Origin of the sequence: Nostoc sp., from assembly GCF_036917815.1 — a bacterium.
GTDB lineage: Bacteria > Cyanobacteriota > Cyanobacteriia > Cyanobacteriales > Nostocaceae > Nostoc.
Genome location: NZ_JBALEK010000002.1, coordinates 34,210 through 60,263 on the forward strand (window position 1 = coordinate 34,210; position 26,054 = coordinate 60,263).

Consider the following 26,054-nt stretch of genomic DNA (forward strand, 5'->3'; position numbering starts at 1 on the left):
TTGCTACGCGTAGCGTCTCCCCCTGGGAGAAGCAATTGGCGCGACACAGAGGAATGAGGAGGAGAGAGTTTTTTCGCCAGTTTTTTGGGTATTTTGTTATTTGTCAGTCCCTAATAACTAATGCCCAATGCCCAATTCCCCATACTTCTCTTCTTAGGCTGCGCCAACGACTGCGCTCAGTACAAGTGCCCAATTCCCAATTCCCAATGACTAATGACTAATGACAAGCAGCTACGCTTCTACACCAAAGAAAATCAGCATACTTTGCAAAGACTGATTAGAGCGATCGCACTTTCTCAAGGTCAATTTGCTCTGATTTTAGTTCGATGTAACTATGGGCGATTACGTGAGCAAATGTTAGAGAATATTCGCTCCACCACCAAAGACATCTATATCAGAGAAATCGTTCTCAATCCTTCAACGACTTCTTTACACAGCACAATAGTCTCAGAACTATCTTTTGATAATCCTGCCGTCCTTACAGACTCTTTGCCATCTGCTGTGATGGTTTTCGGTATTGAGTCAACTACCTACCTGGAAAACTTACTTACAGGCATCAACCAAGCACGAGATATCTATGCCGCGACTTTTCCATTTCCAGTGGTGTTGTGGCTACAAGATGAAGTGGCATCATTACTTTCAAGATTAGCGCCTGATTTCAAAAGCTGGGCTGCAACCACTATTAAATTTGAAATGGCCAAAGCAGATTTAATTGCTTTGATCCGTCAAGAAGAAGAATCTCTATTTGCTAAAGTTCTAGCAGCAGGTGCCGAAACCTTTTTATCTAATGCCTTCCTAGATTTAGATCCCAAGTCCCAACACCGCCACGAAATAGAATCAGCCCGTAATGATTTGCTGCGCCTGTATGGTGTTAAATTAACACCAGGATTAGAAGCTAGTTTAGAATTTGTGTTGGGGCGAGATAAATACGCCAACGATCAAATTAATGGTGCTTTAGCCAATTATCAAAGAAGCCTAGCGTTATGGCAGCAGGAAGCAAGCAGAGTAGCACAGTGGGAGAGTAATTCTTCTTTGCCCCTCTCATCCCCTCGCCCTTCCCTCTCCTCGTTTTTACTTAAACAAGCAATAGTACTATTCCACCTGGGGCTTTGTTATCACCGAATGGCAGACTTATACCAGAATACTAGTAGCTATTGCGAACATGCTCTGTTGTGGTTTAAGCAATGCTTGGAGGTATTGGAGCAGGTACAAAGAGAAGACTTAGTTGCTAAATTCATTTCGCCTGCTTGTGAAATGCTGCAACGCTTACAAGCCTGGGATGAGTTAAAAGAATTAGCTCAAAAGTCATTACATCTACATAAAACTTATGGAACTCCCGCACAAGTTGCTCAAAATTACGGTTTTTTGGCAAATGTGGCGGCTTCTGAGTCGAATTGGGTACTGGCTTATGAATTAGCGAATACAGCACTTTCTATTTCTGAAGAAGCAACAGAAGTTTCTCTGCGAGAAGCTTTGCGAACGCGGCGACAAGAAAGTTGGTATCTTCTCTTGCTCGCACGTACACAAAGGCATCTGGGTGAGTCGGAGGAAGCTATTAATAATTTGGAATGGGCGAGGGTAGTTTGTGAGCTACAACATCAGCCATCACTTTACTTAGAGATTTTAGAGGAACTGCGATCGCTTTACTTTTTTGAGCGTCATAACTATACAGAAGCCTTTAAGCTGAAGCAAGAAAAAATTAAAATAGAACATCAATACGGCTTTCGTGCCTTTATCGGGGCAAGTCAATTGCAGCCGCAACGCCCCAGAATTAACCCAGTACTGGAACCTCACAAAATACCGTTTATTGCTGAAGAAATTGCTCAAGAAATATCTGCTTCTGGACGGCAACAAGATGTCAATCGCTTAATTGAAAGAATTAGCCGCGCTGACTACAAACTCACAGTAATTTATGGTCCATCAGGTGTAGGTAAAAGTTCAATTCTCAAAGCTGGTTTAGTCCCAGCAATCAAGGGAAAAGTTATCGGTGAACGTATTGCTATACCGATTGTTTTATCTGTTTATACTGATTGGATGACAATCTTAATCAGCAGTATCAACCAAGCGCTGGCATACACAGGAACATCGGTTAGTCTTGACTCTACACCCACGATCCTAGTAGAAAAAATTCGGTTAGCATCTGAGCGAAATCATACAATAGTTATCATATTAGACCAGTTTGAAGAATTTTTCTTTGTTAGTAATCCTCCCACACAAAGAATAGAATTTTATAAATTTTTTAGTGAATGTTTAAATATTTCTTATGTAAAAATTATTCTTTCCTTACGAGAAGATTATTTACATCATTTATTAGAGTTTGAACGTTTGAGCCAGAAAAATAGTACTGGGTTATATGATTTAGGCGTAATTAATAAAAATATTCTCGATAAAGATATTCGCTACTATTTAGGAAAATTCTCTAGTCAAGATGCCAAAGCCATAATTCAAAGTCTGACTCAACGTTCACATTATGAACTGAGTGAGGAATTAATTAACCGATTAGTGCAGGATTTGACAGGAGAATTAGACGAAGTACATCCAATTGAATTACAAATAGTCGGCGCTCAACTCCAAATAGAAAACATTACCACATTGGGACAATACAAGCTTTGTGGTGGCTCGACAAAATTGGTGGAACGCTGGCTGGGGGAAGTGATCAAAGATTGTGGTCAACAAAATGAAGAGTTAAGTTGGAAGTTATTATTTGAGTTAACTGATGAAAAGGGAACGCGACCGTTAAAAACTAAAGCTGATTTAGCGACTATATTAGTTAATAATCATGATATAGATAGAATATCAAGCTTTGACACAGTTGGGGAACTGATTTTAGAAATATTGGTGGGTTCCGGTTTGGTGTTGCGAGTTAGAGAAGAGTTAGGCGATCGCTACCAGTTGGTTCACGATTATTTAGTTGAACCAATTCGCCAAAAGAACAATTATGGTATGCTCGCCGAATTAGAAAAAATCAAACTTGAAAAAACTAGAGCGGAAGTAGCCCAAAAACTTAGTCAACAGCAACTAAATCTGGTGCTGCAACGGCGACTGCGAGAAGCACGGATAGCAGGCGCAATCCTGGCAATCATGGGGGGAACAATAGCAGTATTATGGTGGCAAGCCGACTTGCAAAAAAGAGCAGCAGTCCGCCAAACTCTCCGAGCTGAAAGCAGTGAAACCAACTTCAACATTAGTGCGATCACTTCTACTAGCGAAGCTTTGTTTGCCTCTAATAAAGAATTTGATGCCCTATTAGAAAGTTTGCGGGCTTGGAGAGGGCTTAAACAGGCAGAGGTTGTGCAACCAGATACCCGAATGCGAGTCGTGACAGCCCTGGAACAGGCAGTTTATGGCGTAACGGAGGTTAACCGCCTAGAAGGGCATACTGATATTGTTTGGGGAGTAACTTTCAGCCCAGATGGTCAGTTGCTAGCATCAGGTAGTCGAGATCAGACAGTGAAACTTTGGCGTCCTGACGGGACCTTACTCCAAACTCTCAAAGGTCACACTGATGCTGTTAGTTGTGTAAGTTTTAGCCCGGATGGTCAAAGCCTAGCGTCTGGCAGTCTCGACAAAACAGTGCAAATTTGGCACAAAAACCCGGTTACAGGTGAATTTAACCCTAAGCCATATAAAACCCTGAAAGGACATGGAGATTGGGTTTATAGCGTTAATTTCAGTCCTGATGGCGAATTGCTAGCTAGTGGCAGTAAGGATAAAACCGTAAAACTCTGGCGGAAAGACGGTAGCTTAGTAAAAATACTGAGGGGACATCAAGGGTGGGTTAACTGGGTAAACTTCAGTCCCGATGGTCAATTTATCGCCTCAGCCAGCGACGACAAGACAGTGAAAATCTGGCGACGGGACGGTAGCCTGGTTACAACTTTACAAGGACATCAGGACGGTGTGATTGTAGCTGTTTTCAGCCCGGACGGTAAATTTTTGGCATCAGCAGGTCGAGATAAGACAGTGAAACTTTGGCGGCGGGAGATTAACAGTGCTAAAGACGGCTTTGACTTTCGTCCTTACAAAACTTTACGGCAGCATAGCAATACAGTGTGGAGTTTGAGCTTTAGTTCCGATAGTAAAAAGTTAGCTTCCGCAAGTGAAGACAAAACCATAAACCTCTGGAGTATCACTGGCACTTTACTCAAAACTTTCAAAGGACACAGCGATGCTGTCGTCAGCATCGCTTTCAGTCCAAATAACAAACTGCTGGCATCAGGAAGTTTCGACAAAAGCGTGAAACTATGGAGTTTAGATGCTCCAACACCGTCTATTCTGCAAGGGCATCAGAAGCGAGTTTTGAGCGTTGCTTGGAGTCCCGACGGTCAGATGCTAGCTTCTGGTAGTAGCGATCGCACTGTCAAACTTTGGCAACGCTACACCACTAGTGGCGAGGTAAAAACCCGACTATACAAAACTTTGGTGGGGCACACAGACCAAGTTTCTAGTGTCAGTTTTGACCCCAAAGGTGAAATCCTGGCCTCAGGAAGTTTTGACAAAACAGTGAAACTTTGGCGGCTTGACGGTACTTTAATCAGGACTCTTCACGGGCATAACGATGGTGTGATGAGCGTGAATTTCAGTCCTGATGGTCAGTTTTTAGCATCAGCTAGCAAAGATAAGACAGTGAAACTTTGGAACCGTCAAGGCAAGTTGCTCAAAACCTTAGTGGGGCATCAGGGTTGGGTAAATAGCGTAAATTTCAGCCATGATAGTCAGGTTTTAGCCTCTGCCAGTGACGATCAAACTGTTAAACTTTGGCAAAGGGATGGTACTTTGCTTAAAACTTTCTCGCCGAATGACAGCTGGGTGATGGGTGTCAGCTTTAGTCCCACCGACGAGTTACTCGCTTCTGCTAGCTGGGATAACACCGTGAAACTGTGGCGACGGGATGGGACGTTGTTAAAAACCCTATTAAAAGGGTACAGCGATAGCGTTAATGCCGTCAGTTTCAGCCCTAATGGTGAATTGCTCGCCGCCGCCAGTTGGGACAGTACAGTGAAACTCTGGAGCAGTGACGGCAAATTAATTAAAAGTCTCAATGGGCATCGCGCTTCAGTCTTAAGTGTCAGTTTTAGCCCAGATGGTCAAACATTAGCATCAGCTAGTGATGACAAGACGATAATTCTGTGGAATTTAAATCTTGATGATTTGCTTGTTCGTGGTTGCGACTGGGTGGGCGATTACCTCAAATACAACCGCAATCTTGAGAAGCGCGATCGCCTTCTTTGTGATGGCATAACCCGTAGAAAACCTTTTTAAATTACGAATTACGAATTAGGTTGAAGCCTCAATGAGCAACCGCTTTTGGTTTAGCGGTTGATGAGGCGATCGGAGTTGTTAATTCAGAGCGACAAAATAATTTTCGGGATGATCAGCTCAAGGAGCGATCGCTCTCCAAAACTTCATGGTTATTTTCTTCGGGACGCTCTTGTGGCAAATTGGCTAAAAAAGCTTGTAGTCTCATCCGCTCAATATAAGGCCAGCCTCCCTCAGACTCAATATCTTTCAGCAGTGAGTAGAGTTGCTGACGGTTAACAGGCAAACTCTCTTGAAAAACCCCATCCCGGATCTCTCGGTGTAACTGCTCCAATTGCCGCAATAAAGCTAAAAGAGCTACAGTATCGTCTTTACAAGCTGTAACTGTATCACCTACCACAGTTGCGATCGCTTGCAGTTGAGAGGACAACTTCTCTAATTCCAGATTTTTGTGATCGTTCATGCCACCCTTTCCGTATAAATTGAGGTCAACTCAAATTTACCGGAGATTTTTAATTTTCCCTAGTTTGTCGCTCTTGTCCCCTCACTTGCCCTAGTCAGGGGTGAATATAACTAGATTTGTATCTTTATCAAAAGCAATTGCGATCGCTCCTAAAAGAGCGTAGTAACCTTTAGCATAGCCTCCACAGCAGCTAGATGTGATCAAAACGAGACTTTCTTCGATTTTGAGTACTTTGATTTTGAGTTAAAAAAAATCGTATGATCTGGCTGATTTACCCATCAAACAATGGGCTGTATGTAGTAGCGTCACATACATGATACAAAAAGACTTGGGCGACGCTGCTTTTGCATATAGCAAAAGCAAAGTGCGAAGCAGACACCCCTCTTCGCGCTCTTCGAGGCAAGCATTTATGCTGCTCTGTGTGGAGCTTACTCATCCACCCGCCCAACTCTAACAAATGCCACCAACAGTAAAACTGCTGGTTTTTTGCTCCCCAAGTAACACACATCCCAAATGGATGCAGTGTGCTACTTAGTCTGGGGTTTACACCCCAAGCTCAAGAGAGCGACACGTTTAGCAGAGAAAAGTTTGAGCAGAGGCTGACAACCTAAACGCCCGGACACTTGCTTCAACTCTCTTAACCAGAGCAAAGCCGTATCCGACCAAAGGTAGCTTTTTGCAGAGTAGCGGCTTCTCATCAGAGATCAAAGCTTCGATGCAGTTTTACAACTTAGATATTAATTTTTGAGATTGAGGTTGACCATGAGGTATCGCGCTTTAATTGTTGCATTCTTGGCTTTGTGCCTGGGGCTAATAACTGCTTGTAGTGATGCTCCTACTAGTAGTAGTAGAGATGTACTCACTTACGATCAAATTCGTGGCACTGGTTTGGCTAACAAATGCCCCCAACTAGCAGAAACAAGCCGTGGTTCCATTCCCATTGATTCTAGCCAGTCTTATGCCATCAAAGAACTTTGCTTGGAACCAACTAGCTTCTTCATCAAAGAAGAACCTGCTAATAAACGCCAAGAAGCAGAATTTGTTGCTGGTAAATTGTTGACTAGATACACTTCCACCATTGACCAGGTGCAAGGTAACTTAAAAATCAACGCCGATAATAGCCTGACCTTTGCGGAAACCGATGGTCTGGATTTCCAAGCCATCACAGTGCAACTTCCTGGTGGTGAGCGAGTACCTTTCCTGTTCACCATCAAAAACTTGGTTGCTCAAACCCAACCCAGTTTAACCAGTATCAACACCTCTACGGACTTTGAAGGCACCTTCAAAGTTCCTTCCTATCGTGGTGCTGCCTTCCTCGATCCCAAGGGTCGTGGTGTCGTCAGTGGCTACGATAATGCTGTGGCTCTCCCCGCCCAAGCGGATGATGAGGAACTTACTCGCACTAACGTCAAGCGTGCTGAAATTCTCACTGGCAAGATTTCTCTGCAAATCGCTAAAGTGGATAACTCTAGTGGTGAAATTGCTGGTACTTTCGAGAGCGAACAGCCATCTGATACAGATTTAGGTGCTGGCGAACCTAAAGAAGTTAAGATTCGCGGTCTATTTTATGGACGTGTTGAACCGACTCGTAGCTAAATCCTCGAAAGTAACTTAACTGACTGGTATAGCGGTTTCCATTCAGATGCGGTACAACATTACATCACAAGGTGTAGGGGCACGGCAGTGCCGTGCCCCTACGGGTGTACCTCACGTAAACGAGAACCGCTATACTCAGAACGACAATTCTGTAAGTATCAGACTTGATCGCAAAACTCAACTTATAGCGGTTCTCCTTTGTATGCAATACACTTAATCCCCTTTCCTTTGTATGCAATACACTTAATCCCCTTTCCTTGCTTTTAAGAGGCTGGGGGTTAAGTCTGTATTGAACTCAACTGAGAAGCGCTATATTTACCATCTTTTTTCAGGAGGGTTGAGAGATTTTCTACAAAGATGGGGAAAAGTTAAAGTAGAGCAAAATTGTGGGCGAAATAACTCTTGCAATTGAGAAAAGTATGATACCTGGGTTTTGTGGGTGAATTGATTCATCCCTTTAACCTGACCATAGACTTAAGTACAAAAAAGGGTAAGATGCCCTTTTTTTATTGGCTTGAGTAAATACACGTATTATTTTTTGAAGATTATTAGTAATTTTTAATTGTTGGATAAATCTCAGTTGAATAGACACGTAATTTTACTGTAAATCCAACTTTTGCTTATCCAATAAAAACGTAACTACTGTTGTTTTGTTTCTCTAAATTAGCTTCATCATTAATTAATTCAAGTTAAGTACAATCTCGGTTTGATATTTAGTGATTAATTTTATATTTTATTCCTATGTAGTTCTAAAAAAAGCTACAGGTCATACCAAAGATAAATAACAACCTAAATGGTGATTTCGCCCATTTAAATTTTGCTCGATTGTCAAGCACCCTATGTAATTTTGATAGAAAAGCTTTGCTATCTACCATAGTATTTTCTAGGAAAAATAGCGCGATATTGTCTTTGATATCGTGCGATCGCAGCTGAATTTAAAAATGAATAATTGATTCTTTATTTGCTCACTAAACCCGGTGCTATGCCTACCACAGTCACCAATGAACTAAAACACGAAATTTGGCAGTTGTTGCGGGAATATCAGCAATCTCCGTCAGAAAATGTCCGCAATCAACTGGTAAAACTCAATTTTGGACTTGTGAGAAAAGAAGCTCACTACTGGACAAATCAATGTCATGAAACCTACGATGATTTGCTCCAGGTTGGATGTTTGGGTTTAATCAGGGCGATTGAAAGATTTGAACTTTCTAAAGGACACGCCTTCAGTTCCTACGCTCTTCCCTATATTCGGGGTGAAATTCAACACTATCTCCGAGATAAAGGTGTCACCGTGCGAATTCCTCGCAGGTGGTTGGCGCTGCAACAGCAAGCAATAGGAGTTTCACGTTCTTGGCGGGCAAAACATAATCGCCAACCAAGCGACTCAGAATTAGCAGCAGCACTAGAAATTTCTCCAAACGAATGGCAAGAAATTAAATTAGCATGGGTTAATCGCGCTCCCTTAAGTCTTGATGTGCCAATCCAAGATGGCGAAGAAGGCTCTACCTGTTTGGGAGAATTGGTTCCAGATCCTAACTATCGCAGCTTTCAACTGGCACAAGAAGACCAACTTCGCTTACAACAGGCGCTGCTTCAGCTAGAAAAACGTACCCGCGATGTGTTGGAATGTGTATTTTTGCAAGATTTGACCCAAAAACAAGTTGCAGAACATCTGGGCATCAGTGTAGTAACAGTTTCCCGTAGAGTGAAGAAAGGTCTGGATTTGATGAAAGAGCTTATGGGTGTGGCAGAGGATTGATTGCAAACAAACACCAACCCGCAGTTATGCTGGGTAGGTAGTGCTAAAAATAACCCTTGAAATGTCAAAAATTAGGTTATAAAGGGAACATACTTTGCCTTTGATACAAATTTTAGGCATATTGATTTCCACTTTTCAATTTTCCAATGGCTTTTGAGAAAGGCTCATGGGCAGAACTTCAAAAATTACAATTGCAGCTATTCTAACTTTGGCGATCGCTGGATGTGCTTCTGAAGATACACAACAAGCTATCAATCCTGCGCCAATTCCCCAAATAGCAAAAAAGTCGCTACCAACGGCTCAATCCTTTAAAAATCCAGTGATACCTGTCAAACAGGTTTCACAAGTTAATCCTGCATCTGCTAGCTTGATTCAATCCACTAATGCTACAGAGCGCGTGCGGTTAGTTGAGATATCAAAAAATCGGAGTGACCCCTTTGCACAACTTTTCGGGCAACTGGTTCCGGGAATGTCTAAAGCGCCTGGAAGACCAGTTCCCGTGTTGCCTAAACTACCGACTGCATTGATAATAAAACCAAAACTTCCAACACCCAGGATAGCTTTAAATCAACAGAAACCTGTACCAAAAAAAGTCAATCCTACCTTGATTTCGGTCTTGCCTAAGGTTTTGCCTCAAGTTGTCGCCAACCCGACTTTAGTCTCTGTATTGCCACCACCAGCACAACCTGACTTAGCAAGGGCAGTTATTGTGACTGGTGTAGTTCTAATTAGTAAAGAACCACAGGCAATTATCAAAGTACCCGATGAGCCAGCGAGTCGCTATGTCCAGGCGGGACAGCGATTAGCGAATGGCGTACTGATTAAACGTATTGAAATGAATGGAGGCTCCAACCCGATTGTGATTCTCGAACAATTTGGTATCGAAGTTGCCAAAATGGTAGGGGAAGGGGCTGTCAACTCAACGCCGCCTGCTGCATCTGCTACCGGCAATCCTGTTTCAGCGACAACGCCCCCCCAAAATACCTTTAATGTGGGAGCTTCATAAAGATGGAGACTAAGGAGAAAATTGAATTCGCTGGTTTGCCTTTAGCTGTCTATAGAGAAATAGCAGCGCATTTACGTCAAGTCGAAGGGGTGGAAGTAGATTTAATTCCCCAATCATCCCAAGAATTTGATTACAATCAAAGTCAAATTGGTGGTTTGAGCCTTTCGTGGAGGGCAAACTCTGGTTTAGAATGTCGGCAACGAGTTAACCAGATTTTGGCTTACTATCAAAATCGCTATATTAATCCTATTTGATTTGTGAAAATTGCAACCCCCAGATCCTCGATTTCTTTAAGAAGTCGGGGATCTTGTTGTTCACGAATGATTAAGTAGGGCAATGGTCATTGGTGTCAACTTAAGATAAAACCCCTTTAAAACCTCGTTTACAGCCTCTGGCTGGAAATGCAGATCAATTGCGCTGCTGCCGCCAGTCTTGAGGCGGCAGCCCCAACGACGGGCATTCCCAGTCTCTGACTGGGAACGAGACAATCTCTAAAAGCTAGTTCTAGACTGGCTTCTACGTTAAGTTGACACCTATGGGCAATGGTGTTTTACTACTTCAGTATATTTCCCACTCCTGACTCGGAATTCACTCCACGGTAACACCGAAGCGATCGCCTTTCTCTCTGTATCACATCAGAGCGATCGCCGCAAAATCAAGATTCCCAAAAGCAAGGTTATGATAATTAATGCATTAATTGAGCTTGGGTCTAATAATAAATAAGTTGGTACAAATAAACCTCCAGGGTACGCAGACGATTAATCGCCTCTGTGCAGCAGTCAAAAACCATTGCTCTTGACTGTTATTTAGGAGCTGCATCCAACTAAAATCAGCCGTTGTACAAATTTCCATAAGGATAATTGAAGTGACTAGGACTAATTCAGACTTTCTTTCCTCCAGTGATCCGGCGATCGCAGAGTTAATCAACGACGAACTACAGCGTCAGCGAGACCACTTGGAGTTGATTGCTAGTGAAAACTTTACCTCTGCTGCTGTACTGGCGGCTCAAGGCTCAGTACTGACAAATAAATATGCCGAGGGTTTACCTGGTAAACGCTACTATGGCGGTTGTGAGTTTATCGACAAAATTGAGCAAATAGCGATCGACCGTGCTAAACAGATATTTGGTGCTGCTCATGCCAATGTGCAACCCCATTCTGGCGCACAAGCCAATTTTGCAGTATTCCTGTCGCTGCTGCAACCAGGGGACAAAATTATGGGCATGGATTTGTCTCATGGGGGACATCTTACCCACGGTTCCCCTGTAAATGTTTCAGGTAAGTGGTTCCAAGTTAGTCATTACGGGGTTAGTCAACAAACAGAACAACTTGACTATGACCAAATTCGGGAGCTGGCGCTGAGGGAGCGTCCTAAGCTGCTGATTTGTGGTTATTCGGCTTATCCCCGTATAATTGATTTTGAAAAATTCCGTAGTATTGCTGATGAAATCGGCGCCTATTTACTTGCCGATATTGCCCACATTGCTGGTTTAGTTGCTAGTGGTCTTCATCCCGATCCGATTCCTCATTGTCATGTGGTGACAACAACTACCCATAAGACTCTACGCGGACCTAGAGGTGGTTTAATTTTGACCAGTGACGCAGAACTAGGTAAAAAGCTAGATAAATCTGTTTTTCCTGGCAGCCAAGGCGGGCCATTGGAACACGTTATTGCTGGTAAGGCAGTAGCTTTTGGAGAAGCCCTCAAGCCTGAGTTTAAAACCTATTCTGCCCAAGTGATTGAAAATGCTCGTGCTTTGGCCGAACAACTGCAAAACCGGGGTTTAAAGTTAGTGTCTAATGGCACTGACAACCATTTACTATTAGTAGATTTACGCTCTGTAAGTCTAACTGGTAAACAGGCAGATCAGCTAGTTAGTACCGTGAATATTACTGCTAACAAGAATACTATTCCCTTTGATCCGCAATCGCCATTTGTTACCAGTGGACTGAGGTTAGGTTCGCCAGCAATGACCACGCGAGGCTTAGGAGTAGCAGAATTTACCGAGATTGCGAACATTATTAGCGATCGCCTACTTTCTCCAGATTCCGAGGTAGTAACCCAAGATTGTCGGCAACGGGTAGCGGCATTGTGCGATCGCTTCCCCTTATACCCTCACCTGGAAATTCCTGTACCAGCACTAGCATAATTGGGCATGGGGCATGGGGCATGGGATATACTTATTCTCCTTGTCCCCTCACTCCCCATTCCTCACTCCCCATTCCCTACTCCCCATTCCCAATCCAATGAGTGCAGAAATTATTTGTGTTGGTACTGAACTATTGCTAGGAGATATCCTCAACGGTAATGCTCAGTTTTTGGCGCAACAATTAGCGCAGCTAGGTATCCCCCATTACTATCAAACAGTTGTTGGGGATAATCCAGAACGATTGAAACAAGTTATAGAAATTGCTATTTCCAGAGCGCAAATTCTCATTTTCACTGGTGGACTTGGCCCAACACCAGATGATCTCACCTGCGAAACCATCGCCGATTTTTTTAAAGTCCCCTTAGTAGAACGCTCTGACATCATCGAAGATATAACCCAGAAATTCGCCCAACGTGGTCGGGTTATGTCACCAAGTAACCGCAAGCAAGCTTTGATTCCCCAAGGTGCAGAAATTCTACCTAACCTCACGGGAACAGCACCAGGTATTATCTGGCAACCTCGTCCTGAAATTACAATTTTTACCTTTCCCGGTGTTTCGAGTGAAATGCACTCGATGTGGGAAGAAACAGCTGTGCCATTTCTCAAAAGTCAAGGTTGGGGTAAAGAAATTATTCACAGCCGGAGTTTAAAATTTTGGGGTATTGGTGAATCGGCTTTGGCGGAAAAAGTTGCTTCCTATTTAAAGTTACCAAATCCCACAGTCGCCCCTTATGCAGGCAAGGGGGAAGTAAGATTGCGAGTTTCTGCTAAAGCAACTTCAGAAGCCGCAGCAGAAGCCTTAATTGCACCCATTGAAAAACAACTTAAAGAAATTGCCGGACTGGATTTTTACGGCGTTAATAATGATACCCTTGCTTCCGTGGTCGGTCAGTTGTTGCGGGCATCAAAAGAAACCCTTTCAGTGGCAGAATCTTGCACTGGTGGCGGTTTAGGGCAAATGTTGACTGATATTTCTGGGAGTTCTGATTACTTTTGGGGTGGAGTAATTTCTTATGACAATTCGGTGAAGGTTCGGCTGCTGGGGGTTAAACAGGAAGATTTAGATAGATTTGGGGCGGTAAGTGCGATCGTTGCAGAGCAAATGGCTGTTGGAGTCAAAACCCGCCTTGCAACAACTTGGGGATTGAGTATCACTGGAATTGCTGGCCCAAATGGAGGAACAGATACTAAGCCGGTAGGTTTAGTTTACGTTGGTTTAGCTGGGCCAAAGGATGAAGTGGCAAGTTTTGAGTATCAGTTTGGTGCAGTGCGAGGACGTTCTCTAATTCGTTATGTGAGTGCGAATGCAGCGTTGGATAATTTGCGGCGGAAGTTGTTGACGAGGTAGGTAACTTAAGAGCGCATATCCGCGTCTCTATCCTCCTACACATGACCCGATCAGGTTTTGCCATTACTGAGTAACAACATTCAGTGGTTGCGAGACAGTATTCACAAGCACAAATTGGTCAGCAGTAAGAATAACATTTACGTATTCATAGCTTCCAATTAACTTTTGATTGGGTATGGCAATATCTACTGCATAACCTTCAGGATTTTCGTAGCATTCTACAATTGTTCCCAGTGTATTTTTAGGAATCATCTGGTCGGCAAAATCTGGTTGCACTTGTGCCAATGTTTTTATTTGATCGTAAAGTTTAGCTTTCATTATTATCTTCCTCTCGTTTGTTTACTTCCAGCCAGTTTGTGATTAGTCGGGGAATCTCTTTTCCATTATCAATCTGCCAGTGAGTTACAAGAGTTCCCTCTCTTTTATTTAATCCCTGAATCCTCACTCTTACCTGAAATCGAAAACCATAAATACTTATCTGACCTTTTACGGCTGGTGCATTGCCAAGACCTTCACGCAGTTGTCTGATTACATCAACAGTCGCAGCGTTACGAGCCTCGGCATTTTGTACATCGTAGCCAATTGCAGCGAATGCCATCCACTTTCCTTGGTTACTAGGATTATTTGGATTCATGGAGTATTCTTCAATTTTGCGAGGGTCTATCTCGGCATCCTCTGCCTTCGGCAACGGATCACCTGGGTTCCAATCCTGACTCATTTACTACACTAGAAGCGGATCAAATATTTTAAATAATCCTGTTGATACCTCGACGGGAGCCAATGATCAGGATTTTTACAGATTCCCGATGGGAAAGTGGCAAAGAGTTGTTAGATTCAATGACAGGCATTAAAACTGTGTGACTTATGTCCAAAACTTTGGACATAATCATTTTACACTAAAAGCTATGAGCAAAATTCCCATCCTCCAACCAAATCACTCATACACTTTCAGAAGCTATTTTGAGATGTCATTCGAGCCAGAAGATATACTGGCTGAATTTGGCTATTCTTTAAAACGTTCCTCTCTCAATCTACAAAAGTCCAGCATTGAATTAGACAGACTCGCAAATCTCAAATCTAGGATTGAGGAGAGTTTGCCATATATTAGTTTGACTAGTGAGGCAGCTCGCAGAGAGTTACTAATTGCCCCCATTTTATTGGATGTTGTTCATTACACTCACGCTCAACTTAGAATCGAATATCCTTTAATGGTTACAGAAAAATTAAAAGGTTACCTTGATTATTATTTGCACGCAGACCATAAACTCTTAGTTGTAGAAGCTAAAAATGCTGATTTGGCAAGGGGTTTTACTCAGCTTGCTGTAGAACTGATTGCTATTGATGCGTGGACTGACTCTCAAGAGCCAATTTTACAGGGGGCTGTTTCTACAGGGTATATTTGGCAATTTGCTCTATTGAATCGAGAAAGTAAACAAATAACTCAAAACCTGAATTTATATCGTGTTCCTGCTGATATAGAAGATTTACTGCGTATTTTGGTGGCGATACTCAGTTGCTGAGAAATATAGCGATGTACAATCACAAGCTGCTTTGCCTCTACACGCTTTTGATTTTGTGATGATAAAGTGTATAAATAATGTCGAAAAAACGTAAATTGCTAGAGAAAGTTCTTTCTGGTTCTAAGAATATTCAATTTAATGAACTGGTGACTTTGGTTGAGGCATTTGGATTTTCTCTATCACGGGTTAATGGTAGTCACCACATATTTACTAATCCAGATATTCCTGAGCTTGTTAACCTGCAAAATCGAAAGGGCGAAGCTGTTCCGTATCAAGTCCGTCAATTTTTGATTTTGATTGAAAAATATACACTTACTTTGGAGGATGAAGGATGAAAAACTATCATATTAATATTTTCTACAGTCAAGAAGATGAGGGCTATATTGCTGATATTCCTGATTTGAAGTACTGTTCAGCGTTTGGTTCAACAGAAGAAGAAGCACTTCGTGAAGTTTTGAAAGCAAAAGAAGCATGGTTAGATGCGGCCAAAATTGTGGGAAAACTAATTCCTGAACCGAGATATCGTCCTGCAATTTACCAAATAGCCTCATGATTATGAGAGAGGCGATCGCACTTGGTGTAGAGGTTGCGATCGCCTTTGATTAAGAAATGTTAACATTCTTAGACAAGGCTATAACGAAATCATAAGGGTTTCAGTCCTGTCATTGGGATACTACAAACCTCAGTTTTAGGTAAATTTGTACTATCTTGCCCCTGGTGTCAGCTTGGCTATATCTACGCGTAAAAGTAACATCTGATACATGGAATTTATAACCATCAGCCATCCTATGCATCAGCATCAGCACAATTAATCACGGGATCGCTTGCTGTATTCTTGACAATTTGTTACAAAAGTACAAAGAACTTCTAGAGACCCAAAACCACATGTTCGGCGGACTTACTGGTTTACAAGATCCTAAAGGCACAGATTGGGGAGAGCGGATGCTCAACACGGTCGCCAGCCAAACGATTCGCCACCTGTTTACTCAAAGCGAGTCAGTAGAAGTCTTTGTGCGCTGCTACCCCTCCAGCAAGCTCTTGCAAGGCAGCATTGATAGCTTCAAAATGAGCGGTCGTGCCTTGGTGATTCGGAGAGATTTCGCGGTTGAGGAGATGACTTTTGAAACTGATGCGGTGGCTATTGACTTCGGCTCGGTTTTAAGTGGCAAACTTAGCCTTAAGCAACCTACTCAGGCGATCGCTCAAGTCATATTATCAGAAGCAGGCATAAACCAAGCCTTTAATGCGGAACTGGTGAAAAAGCGCCTGCTTAACCTCACCGTACCATCACTGACGGCATTATCTGGCGGTGAACCAGTCTCCTTTACGGAAGTTGAGGTACAGCTATTACCTGAAAATCGTTTACAGCTTTTAGCAAAAGCAGATTTAAACAATGGCGAACTAGTTCCCCTGAGTATGATCCTAAGCATAGGCATAGAAAGGCGGCGGCGAGTTTCTTTCAAAGATCCGAAAATTCAACTTGACCAAGTGCCAGAAGCGCAAAGGGAAATTTCCCAAACCTTGAGCGTAGCGCTGGTAGAAATTTTGGATAATATGGTCGATTTGGATCGTTTTGACCTTGATGGAGTGAAAATGAGGCTCAATAGATTAGAAACTGAAGGTCAAAAACTTATTTTCAGTGGATATGCTGAAGTTGAACGTATTCCACATAGCGCTTGATATGATATTTTCACGCAAAAACACCAAGTAAAGTGAAGCTTTAAACAAATTAAATACCGCCTAGAATGATCTAGGCGGTATTTAAATCTTGAGGTTTTGAAGGGAGTTAGGAGTTATTGATTATGGGTTGTATTAAAAAACCTGATCCGAACTGTATTGCCTACCGTCCCACACCTACATATTGGAATCCAGCGCGGATCAGTGCTTCGGGGTCGAGGAAGTTACGACCATCAATGATAACTGGGTGGGCCATTAATTTTGCCATCTTTACATAGTCGAGAGTGCTGAACTGCTGCCATTCGGTGACAAGTACCAAAGCATCGCAGCCATCAGCTAGTCTTTCGGCATCGGTTTCCACTAACACCCCAGAAAGCCCATGACGCATACCTGTTTGGGAAATAATGGGGTCGTAAGCTTTGACTTTAGCTCCCAGTCTATTTAGCTGCTCAATGAGGATGAGGGCTGGAGCGTCGCGCAAGTCGTCGGTATCTGGCTTGAAGGTGAGTCCGAGTAGTCCAACTGTTTTGCCTTTGAGAATTTTCAGAACTTGTTGAAGTTTCTCTAAAGCAATCAACCGTTGGCGTTCATTGACACTGACAGCAGCTTTCATTAGCTGGGCTTCATAGCCATAGTCATCAGCAGTGTGAATTAGGGCGGAGACATCTTTGGGGAAGCAAGAACCACCCCAACCAATACCAGCTTGTAAAAACTTGTTGCCAATGCGGGAGTCTAGACCGATACCTTTGGCTACTTGGGTGACATCAGCACCGACGCGATCGCAAATATTAGCGACTTCGTTAATAAAACTAATCTTAGTGGCTAAAAAGGCATTAGCGGCGTATTTGATCATCTCCGCCGAACTCAGGTCTGTTGTCAAAATTGGCACAGGTGGTAAAGATTGATCCTCAGCGTACTTCCGCTCCACAATTGGGGCATACAGTTGCTTCATCAAGGCTACTGCCCTCTGACTATTGCCCCCTAGTACGATGCGATCGGGGTTGAAGGTGTCGTGAACTGCCGAACCTTCGCGTAAAAACTCTGGATTGCTGACTACATCAAACTCGGCTGCAAACTCAGGTAATTTCTGATCACTCGACACTCCACCTGCGGGTATCAGTGTTTTCTGCCGTTCAGCAATACCATCTAGAACAAGCATCCGCACCCAGTCACCTGAGCCAATGGGTACTGTAGATTTATTCACTATGACTTTATAACCACCGTTGAGATTTTCCCCAATCCCACGGGCTACAGCTTCGACGTAACGAGTATCACTTTCACCAGTGGGTAAAGGTGGTGTTCCCACAGCAATAAACAAAATTTCCCCGTGGGTGACTCCGGCTGCGAGATCGCTAGTAAAATGAATTTTCTCTGTTTGAATGGCAGACTGCATAATTTCTGAGAGTCCCGGCTCAAAAATTGGGGACTGCCCAGACTTCATCAACTTAACTTTTTCTTCGTTGTTGTCTACGCAAATTACATCATGCCCAATATGAGCCAAGCAAGCACCTGTAACTAAACCAACGTAACCAGTACCAATCACACAAACACGCATTTTTTAGCTCCTCACTTTTTTTGGGTTAGTCTTCAAAAAGAAGTTGTCAACTTGACACGTACACACTGGCAGTAAACTCAGCCACTAAGCAGATTAGTTATCGAGGGTGAGCCTGCATGAAAATTCAAAGCGACACTAAAGGCTGCTTAGATGGTTGAATTATTGACATCGCCTTGAATGCGATCGCGAAAATCTTCTATTGTCAGTTTTAACCCCTCTTGCAGAGGAATGGTGGGTTCCCAATTTAACCAAGTTTTTGCCTTTGTGATATCGGGCTGGCGACGCCGGGGATCGTCCGAAGGTAGTTCCTCGAATTTAATCTCCGCGTCCGGGTTGATCATATTTTGCACAGTTTGTGCCAATTGTAAAATCGTGTATTCACCAGGATTGCCCAGGTTGACTGGGCCAATGTAGTCGCTATTCATTAGGCGGATGAATCCTTCTACCAAATCGGAAACGTAGCAGAAACTACGAGTTTGCGAACCATCACCATATACGGTTAAAGGATTACCCCGTAAGGCTTGAACTATAAAGTTGCTCACCACCCGACCATCGTTTTCTAACATTCTCGGCCCGTAGGTGTTGAATATCCGCACAACTCGAATATCAACTTTATTTTGCCTATAGTAATCAAACGCTAGAGTCTCAGCAATCCTTTTACCTTCGTCGTAGCATGAACGTATGCCAATGGGATTGACGCTACCCCTATACTCTTCAGTTTGGGGATGAACTTCTGGATCTCCGTATACTTCACTAGTTGAAGCCAAGAAAAACCTAGCTTTCACACGTTTAGCCAGTCCCAACATGTTCAGTGTTCCCATCACGTTAGTTTTAACGGTTTTAACTGGGTTGTACTGGTAATGTACTGGTGAAGCTGGACAAGCTAAATGATAAATTTGATCCACTTCTAACCGAATTGGTTCGGTAATATCGTGGCGGATCAGTTCAAAGTACGGATTACCTAGCCATTTAAGGATATTACGTTTGTGACCAGTGTAAAAATTATCCAAGCATATTAATTCATGCCCAGCAGCCATTAGTCGGTCGATGAGATGGGAACCAATAAACCCAGCACCGCCGGTCACCAAAATTCTCATAGTTTCCCAGTTACTTACAAATATTTTCAGTAGCTATTGCACTTACTTTTAGATTACCCAGCTTGGGGACAAAAATACAAAATAAAAAAAAGAACACGGCTCAAGCAAAAATTTTTGTTGAACTTAGCTATTTTTCACGGATGTAGTTTGTTTTATGATGTTTTTACCTGCTTCCTGAAGAATTTAATTAGTAAAATAACAAACATTGTTTGAAAATTGTTGGTTTTTTACCTAAGCTTTATCAAATCTTCAACAAGAGAGGGACGAACATCTGTGTATCTGTACAGCCGATTTATTTGTTGCAAAGATTTGTGGAAATTCTCGGATACCCAACCTCCACTTAAGTAGGTCGGCGTAAATAATTATCGTTGGGATAAGGCACTTAGCTGGGGGAAAAAGAGTTTGAGCCTTGTTTACTTTTCTTCACACAGTTTGGTTTTATTGTGCCCACTTACTTAAGTAGATTGAACTATGGCTTGTATTATACAGTAGATGTAATGGTAGTAACCGCATTAGAGGTAATTACATTAGTTTGAGTGCGTTGCGGTTCTCCAAGCATGACTATGGAGCAGGTAAGTTGTCTGGCTAATTGGGTTGTGACATCGCTAATAGCTAACCCTCCAGGACTGGTACGATTACGTATAAAAGGTAAAACTACTAAATCATATAATCGTGCTGCCTGCAAAATTGCTTGGGCAACATTTTCGTGAGCGATAATTTGAATTTCTGGGGGATTGGTCAAAGCTAATTTAGATACTAGTAGGGAGAGATGCGATCGCCTCCAAGCAATTTTACTCGAACTAGTGCGGCGATCGCACACATTCAGCACAGTAATATGGCTCTGATTTTCCTCTGCCAACATCTGGGCAAATTGTACAGGCTGTAATGTCGGTGCGGTTAAATTTTCTATAGGTACTAAGATGCGCTGAATTTTTTTCGGTGATTCTACTAGACGTGTCACCATCACTGGACAATGGGATGCCCAAAGCACACCATCAATCACATTCCCAAATAAACGCGCTCGTAACCCAGTGCGTTTACCCCAACCCATAACAATTAAATTAGCGTTTTGTTCACGAGCAGCTCTACTAATTCCTTGAGCAAAGGCATCATCAATTCGCAGCATTGGTTCTGCGGCCACGCCCAATATTCGACTGTGTGCCGTGGCTTTGGTTAATAACTGTTCACTCCGTTGTAGAGAGGCTTCTAACTGCGGTGCATCCATGTGAGCGGCAGCAGTAGCGATCGCCAGTGGGATAATTTTCCCCTGAGACTGACGCGCTAATAACGCCGCCATTTCAATCAAATACTGTTCAGTCTGAGGATTATACACAGGTACGACTATAGTAAAAGCACTGTCTGTCTCTGGTGCGTTCTGGTCAGGTAAGGGTGGTGTTGGATCTTCGGTTGGTGAGGAATTTAAACCAACAGCTATTCGACTGGTCATCAACGGCCCCAAGGTTGATGTAATAAGCATTAAGACAATGACGCTGTGTAATACTTCTAGTGGCAGCAACCCCGCCCGATATCCCACTAACGTCGCTGCTAAGGTTGTACCAACCTGGGGAAGTGACAGCGACCACATCGTGAGCATTTCTTGCCACTTGTAGCGGTAAACTAGTTTTGTCAACAAAGCCGCGATTAATTTACTGACAATCAAACCGGCTATCATCAACAGCGTTAACTTCAGCGTGTCCAGATTGTTCACAAAGGCGGGTAGATTAATCAGTAAGCCCAGGTCAACAAAGAAAATGGGAATGAATAGCACACTGCCAATAAATACTACCTTTTCTTTAACAGGGCCTTCACCCACAGCTTCATTCACCGCTAAACCCGCTAAAAAAGCCCCAACAATTTTTTCTACACCCATCAATTGAGCGCCCACAGCCGCCAGAAACACCGAAAGCAACACAAACAAAAACTTGTTTCCTTCGTCGTCTCCAGATCGCTTGAAAAATTCTTTGCCCGCCCAATCAAAGCCTGTGACAACGGCAACAGAATAAATAATTAACCAACCCGACAAGGTGAGTAGTTTAGCAAAGCTGAATGCTCCAGCTTGAGCGATCGCTACACAAACGGCTAAGATCAGCACTGCGCCAATATCTGTAAAAATTGTCGCTCCAATGGTGACAGTAACAGCTTCGTTGTTTACCACTCCCAAACGGCTGATTATGGGATATCCCAAAAGGGTATAGGAAGTAAATAAAGAGCCAATTAAGATTGAAGTATTCCAGCCATAGCCGAAAATCAGCCCTAATGAGGTTCCCATCACCAGGGGTATACTGAAAGTCAAGCTAGCGAATCCAAAGGCACGGCTTTTACTTCGCCGGAACTTTTCTAGATCAACCTCTAGCCCAGCGACAAACAGCAAGTAAATTAACCCAATGTCTGATAGGAGGTTAATCATTGGCGAGTCAGGCTCAAATAGATTCCAGCCTGAGGGACCAAGTACTAGCCCTGAGAAAACCAAACCCACTAATCCTGGTAATCTTAGCCGATCGAACAAGATGGGTATAACTAAGATGACCACCAGTAAAATAGCAAAGGGAACAATGGGTTCCTTGCCAAGAACTTGGGAAGTTGGTTCCAGAACCAGAACTTGTGATAAGAGTTCCATGATGTAGGAATTGAAGGGGCTATGGTAAAATAGCGATTACCTTGGGGGCGATCGCCTGATGGGTAAATTGAGAAGCCACCTGAAGAAAAATCAGAAATCTTAATTTACACTAACTAAGTAATTGTCTCAGAACTAAGTACCTACGGGTGGATTTGACTCAAAATGAACCGCAAGCGATCGTAGTCGTCTTTCAGTAGCACACTCAAGTTACGTCCAGCTTTAATTAGCCATTCTCGGTCAGCTTTGCGTAACTGGTATACATCTCGAATGGCTGCTGCGGTCAACGACTCGATTGGCGCACCATTGATACAAAGCAGTGTCCGTAAAAAATCTAGTTCTTCAGTAAATTTAATGATAGCTTCTGGTTCACATCGATAAACAGCTTGATGAATTTGCGGGGGACGGGGTGGAAGATACTGATATACTCTTTGGTTATAACTTTGATTTTGCGAAGATAGTTCAAATCCCACGATCGCAGCCCGGAATTCTGTGCGGAGCATGGCAAATATTTGGGGTTGTTCCTCCCGTAAGTCTTGCAAGGATAACCCCAACGCTCTAGCTCGGTGTACGGAATCTATGGGCATAGTTGTGGCATAATACACTACAGCATAGATTTGATTGCCAGATTCCTCATCTACAGAACAAACCCAACTACCAAAGGGTGGCATAGAGGGAAAGGTCAAATCTTCTGGTTCTAAACACTGAGCCAGAAATTCAGTACTAGTAGTTTCAATTACCTCCGCAATGTGGTTGGGATGGCGATCGCTAGTGGCAAACTGTGGTAATGGGAGGCGCATAGTAATTTAGTCATTAGTCATTGGTGAGCCAGCGCGGTCTTCTCCCTTGGCGCTAGCCTCTCCCTTTGGGAGAAGGGGAGACACCAAGGGCGATAGCGCCGGCGGCAAGCGAGTCCGCGTACTCTTACAGAGAAGCAAGCTACGCGCAGCGTCTCGTAGAGAGCGTCTGGGGGTTTCCCCCATGAGTGACTAGCGTTCGCCCTTGGCGTGCCGGAGGCATCACCCGTAAGGGTCATTAGTAATTAGTTCTTGCCAAATGACAACGGACAAATGACTAATGACTAATCTTATTTGGCTTTTTTACGTCCGGCGGTGGTCTCTACAAGTTCCAATTCGCTCAGGCGGAAGGTAACTAATTTATCCCAGTTACCACCTTCAAATAATACGGCTACTTTGCCATCACTCAGGCGTTGCACGAGTCCTTCGTAGCGATAATAGGTATCTGCGGGATTCTTGACGCGAACAGTTGCTCCAGGCAGGATCATGTTTTTAGCCTCGCTTGTTTCCTTTTAATCGTATCGCGGAAGTCCCCACCCTCAACCGTTCGCGCCGCATATCGTAGTCCTTGGTTCTTACAAATGACAAATGACAAATGACCAATCAATAATACTTCTGCCTTTGTCGAAAATTTGCTACTGATTCTACTATTCCCAAGGAAATGAAGTTGGTTAACATTGCAGAACGCCCATAACTCATCCAAGGCAGGGGAATTCCTGCCACAGGCGCTAAACCTACAGTCATACCCACGTTCACAATCACCTGAAACACGATCATCGACAAAACCCCAATAGCCAACAATGAACCAAAGTTATCTTTGGCAGTTTGGGCAATATGTAGTAGACGCAAGGAAATTAAGCAGAAAACAAATAGTACTAGCAAACAACCAATAAAACCGAATTCTTCGCCCACTGCGGAGAAAATAAAGTCTGTATGCTGTTCCGGCACGAAATTCAGTTGCGTCATTGGCCCCTTGAACAGACCCCAGCCCGAAATTTCACCAGCACCAATCGCAATGCGAGATTGAATTAGGTGATACCCAGCACCGAGGGGATCGTGATCGGGGTCCATGAATACAGTTAGCCGATCTTTTTGATAGGGTTTTAAAATATGGTTCCAGGCAAAGATTCCTAATTCGCCACCCAGTATATTGAGACTCCACGCACTGATAGCGCCGAAACCAAATCGACGCCAGGGAAGGGTTTGCCAACCGACAATAGCCATCGCAACTGACCAAATTAGCCCTAATAGGCCAAAAGATAGTTCTTTAAATAAAACTACTGGCGCTGCTAATGGCCAAGATATACTAAACAAAATGGCGGCAACCACCGGAGAAATCATCAAAATTAACCAGCCTGGGTTAGCATTTGCCCAATAAAGCATTCCTAAAACGATCGCACCAAATACCAATGATGTTGCTAAATCTGGCTGTAAAAATACCAATCCCCAAGGGATAGCGGTGATTGCCAGAACGCGGAAAACACCTTCGAGACTAGAAGCAGTGCGTTTGTGTAACAAAGCTGCCAAGGTGATGATCATCCCTATTTTGGCAAATTCTGAGGGTTGGACGTTAAAGCCAGCAACATTAATCCATCGTTGTGCCCCTTTAGCGCTAGTACCAGCAATCATCACGGCGATTAAACTGAAGTTCGTCAGTGAATATGTTACCCAGTGCCACTGCATCAATAGTTCGTAACGGATGCGAGATAACAACAGCGCTATAAATACGCCGATAGCTGCTACCATCCAGTGCCACCACCAGTCAGTTACAGGCTGCTTTAATTCCGTACTGAGAATCATGATGCCGCCAAAGATACTGACAGCAATTGGCAAACAAAATAGTAGCCAATCTACAGACTGCCAGGGCTTAACCCAAGACTTCCAGCGAACTTTGGGGAGCGATCGTTTTAACAACATTGTTCCAGTTTAGACTTTTTTAATTGTTGGGGATTGGGGATTGGGGATTGGGGATTGGGAATTGGGCAATAGTTCTTCTTCCCCTGCTTCCGGTGCTTCCCCATCTCCCTACTCCCCACCCCCCAATCTCTAGTATTCCCAAGGTATAGCCCAGGAAGTAGATAGAAATTAAAATTAATTATGTCAAGGCAGCAACTGATACTTTACCAGCAATGGTAAGAGCGATCGCTGTTAATGCTTTTGCCGAAGCTGAATCTGGCTCACCAACGACTATTGGCACACCACTGTCACCGCCAACTCGTGTGGAAATCTCTAGCGGTACACACCCCAATAGTGGCACTCCCAATTCGGCGGCTGTTTTAGAGCCACCACCGGAACCAAAGATGTCATACTGCTTATCTGGTTGATCGGGCGGGATAAAATAGCTCATATTTTCCACGATCCCCAATACTGGGACATTCATCTGCTGGAACATCCGCAATCCCTTGCGAGAATCTAACAGGGCTACAGTTTGCGGCGTGGTGACAATTACTGCCCCAGCCATCGGCACTGCCTGAGTTAAAGTTAACTGGGCATCTCCGGTTCCCGGTGGCATATCTACAATCAAGTAATCCAGTTCTCCCCATTCAACTTGATAGAGAAACTGGCGAATTACACCATTGAGCATAGGCCCCCGCCAAATTACTGGTTGATCTCGGTCAATCAAAAAGCCCATTGAAACTAATTTGACACCGTGATTAAAAGCAGGTTCCAGGATATCACCTATTTCAGTGGAACGCACAGTAATTTGGGCATCAGCCAGACCCAACATAGTAGGGTCATTTGGTCCGTAAATATCAGCATCGAGCAAGCCGACTTTTGCCCCAGTTTGAGCTAGAGCCACTGCTACATTCACCGCCACCGTACTTTTACCAACGCCACCTTTGCCACTGGAAACAGCAATGATATTTTTTACCCCAGAAATGCCAGTGCGGTCGGGTAAACTTTTTTGTTGCGGTGTTTCTGCCGTCACTTCTATGCTGACATCTGTAACGCCTGGGAGTTTTTTGACCGCTTTCTGACAGTCTTCGACAATAAATTCGCGTAAAGGACAGGCAGGAGTGGTTAAGACTAAAGTAAAACTAACCTTGCCACCGTCAATCGTGACGTTGCGTATCATATTTAGTTCTACTAGACTTTTGCGGAGTTCTGGGTCTTCCACTGGTCGCAAAACTTCTAAGACAGAGCGAGAATCGAGGACATCGTACATAAAAATTCAAAATTCAAAATGAATAAATACACTTGTGGCGAACATCTG

Annotated in this window: 21 protein-coding genes; 11 read left to right on the forward strand and 10 right to left on the reverse strand. The window is 43.5% G+C overall.

From position 1 onward, the window contains the following. Window positions 1-213 precede the first annotated feature (213 nt). Complete coding sequence (locus V7K97_RS00405) at window positions 214-5,262, forward strand: nSTAND1 domain-containing NTPase (protein ID WP_334798734.1); 5,049 nt, start codon at window positions 214-216, stop codon at window positions 5,260-5,262. 112 nt (window positions 5,263-5,374) lie between these two features. On the opposite strand, the gene V7K97_RS00410 is transcribed toward V7K97_RS00405, so the two are convergent. Continuing rightward, window positions 5,375-5,722, reverse strand: a complete 348-nt coding sequence (locus tag V7K97_RS00410; protein WP_334798735.1) for a hypothetical protein — start codon at window positions 5,720-5,722, stop codon at window positions 5,375-5,377. A gap of 762 nt (window positions 5,723-6,484) precedes the next feature. Between V7K97_RS00410 and V7K97_RS00415 the strand changes: the two genes are divergently transcribed. The 6 genes from V7K97_RS00415 (at window position 6,485) to V7K97_RS00440 (ending at window position 13,580) form a co-directional block, all read left to right on the forward strand. Continuing rightward, a complete protein-coding gene (locus V7K97_RS00415; protein WP_334798736.1) occupies window positions 6,485-7,318 on the forward strand; it encodes a photosystem II manganese-stabilizing polypeptide in 834 nt (277 codons plus the stop codon). Window positions 7,319-8,300: 982 nt separating this feature from the next. Then, window positions 8,301-9,077, forward strand: a complete 777-nt coding sequence (locus V7K97_RS00420; protein WP_334798737.1) for an RNA polymerase sigma factor SigF — start codon at window positions 8,301-8,303, stop codon at window positions 9,075-9,077. Window positions 9,078-9,243: 166 nt separating this feature from the next. Continuing rightward, window positions 9,244-10,083: a hypothetical protein gene (locus V7K97_RS00425; RefSeq protein WP_334798738.1), complete on the forward strand. Its 840-nt coding sequence runs from the start codon at window positions 9,244-9,246 to the stop codon at window positions 10,081-10,083. A gap of 2 nt (window positions 10,084-10,085) precedes the next feature. After that, a complete protein-coding gene (locus V7K97_RS00430; RefSeq protein ID WP_334798739.1) occupies window positions 10,086-10,337 on the forward strand; it encodes a hypothetical protein in 252 nt (83 codons plus the stop codon). Window positions 10,338-10,948: 611 nt separating this feature from the next. Next, on the forward strand, window positions 10,949-12,232 hold the full coding sequence (glyA, locus tag V7K97_RS00435) for a serine hydroxymethyltransferase (protein WP_334798740.1): 1,284 nt from the start codon (window positions 10,949-10,951) through the stop codon (window positions 12,230-12,232). 97 nt (window positions 12,233-12,329) lie between these two features. After that, window positions 12,330-13,580, forward strand: coding sequence for a competence/damage-inducible protein A (locus V7K97_RS00440; RefSeq protein ID WP_334798741.1), 1,251 nt, complete (start codon window positions 12,330-12,332; stop codon window positions 13,578-13,580). Between the two features lie 63 nt (window positions 13,581-13,643). Here V7K97_RS00440 and V7K97_RS00445 read toward each other — a convergent pair whose 3' ends face one another. Together V7K97_RS00445 and V7K97_RS00450 are read right to left on the reverse strand one after the other, a co-directional pair. Continuing rightward, window positions 13,644-13,898 (reverse strand): hypothetical protein, encoded by a 255-nt coding sequence (locus tag V7K97_RS00445; protein ID WP_334798742.1) that lies wholly within the window; start codon window positions 13,896-13,898, stop codon window positions 13,644-13,646. Continuing rightward, complete coding sequence (locus V7K97_RS00450) at window positions 13,888-14,298, reverse strand: DUF6883 domain-containing protein (RefSeq protein WP_334798743.1); 411 nt, start codon at window positions 14,296-14,298, stop codon at window positions 13,888-13,890. Before V7K97_RS00450 ends, V7K97_RS00445 begins: the two co-directional genes overlap by 11 nt. A gap of 187 nt (window positions 14,299-14,485) precedes the next feature. On the opposite strand from V7K97_RS00450, the gene V7K97_RS00455 reads away from it, so the two are divergent. From V7K97_RS00455 to V7K97_RS00470, 4 genes are all read left to right on the forward strand, one after another. Continuing rightward, window positions 14,486-15,100 (forward strand): hypothetical protein, encoded by a 615-nt coding sequence (locus tag V7K97_RS00455; protein WP_334798744.1) that lies wholly within the window; start codon window positions 14,486-14,488, stop codon window positions 15,098-15,100. Between the two features lie 77 nt (window positions 15,101-15,177). Then, on the forward strand, window positions 15,178-15,435 hold the full coding sequence (locus tag V7K97_RS00460; protein ID WP_334798745.1) for a type II toxin-antitoxin system HicA family toxin: 258 nt from the start codon (window positions 15,178-15,180) through the stop codon (window positions 15,433-15,435). Continuing rightward, entirely contained in the window at window positions 15,432-15,653 is a 222-nt protein-coding gene (locus V7K97_RS00465) for a type II toxin-antitoxin system HicB family antitoxin (protein WP_334798746.1), read from the forward strand. Before V7K97_RS00460 ends, V7K97_RS00465 begins: the two co-directional genes overlap by 4 nt. Window positions 15,654-15,985: 332 nt before the next feature. Beyond that, entirely contained in the window at window positions 15,986-16,780 is a 795-nt protein-coding gene (locus tag V7K97_RS00470; RefSeq protein ID WP_334798747.1) for an LmeA family phospholipid-binding protein, read from the forward strand. 160 nt (window positions 16,781-16,940) lie between these two features. On the opposite strand, the gene V7K97_RS00475 is transcribed toward V7K97_RS00470, so the two are convergent. The 7 genes from V7K97_RS00475 to V7K97_RS00505 all read right to left on the reverse strand — a co-directional run bounded on the left by V7K97_RS00475 (window position 16,941) and on the right by V7K97_RS00505 (window position 26,006). Further along, window positions 16,941-18,332, reverse strand: a complete 1,392-nt coding sequence (locus tag V7K97_RS00475; RefSeq protein ID WP_334798748.1) for a UDP-glucose dehydrogenase family protein — start codon at window positions 18,330-18,332, stop codon at window positions 16,941-16,943. Between the two features lie 146 nt (window positions 18,333-18,478). After that, window positions 18,479-19,429 (reverse strand): UDP-glucuronic acid decarboxylase family protein, encoded by a 951-nt coding sequence (locus V7K97_RS00480; RefSeq protein ID WP_334798749.1) that lies wholly within the window; start codon window positions 19,427-19,429, stop codon window positions 18,479-18,481. Window positions 19,430-19,910: 481 nt separating this feature from the next. After that, a complete protein-coding gene (locus tag V7K97_RS00485) occupies window positions 19,911-22,046 on the reverse strand; it encodes a cation:proton antiporter domain-containing protein (protein WP_334798750.1) in 2,136 nt (711 codons plus the stop codon). A gap of 140 nt (window positions 22,047-22,186) precedes the next feature. Further along, window positions 22,187-22,843 (reverse strand): HAS-barrel domain-containing protein, encoded by a 657-nt coding sequence (locus tag V7K97_RS00490; RefSeq protein ID WP_334798751.1) that lies wholly within the window; start codon window positions 22,841-22,843, stop codon window positions 22,187-22,189. Between the two features lie 287 nt (window positions 22,844-23,130). Next, window positions 23,131-23,328 (reverse strand): NAD(P)H dehydrogenase subunit NdhS, encoded by a 198-nt coding sequence (locus V7K97_RS00495; RefSeq protein WP_099099801.1) that lies wholly within the window; start codon window positions 23,326-23,328, stop codon window positions 23,131-23,133. Between the two features lie 115 nt (window positions 23,329-23,443). Then, window positions 23,444-24,757 (reverse strand): rod shape-determining protein RodA, encoded by a 1,314-nt coding sequence (rodA, locus tag V7K97_RS00500; protein WP_334798752.1) that lies wholly within the window; start codon window positions 24,755-24,757, stop codon window positions 23,444-23,446. A 178-nt stretch (window positions 24,758-24,935) separates the two neighbouring features. Next, complete coding sequence (locus V7K97_RS00505) at window positions 24,936-26,006, reverse strand: Mrp/NBP35 family ATP-binding protein (protein ID WP_334798753.1); 1,071 nt, start codon at window positions 26,004-26,006, stop codon at window positions 24,936-24,938. Between the last annotated feature and the right edge of the window lie 48 nt (window positions 26,007-26,054).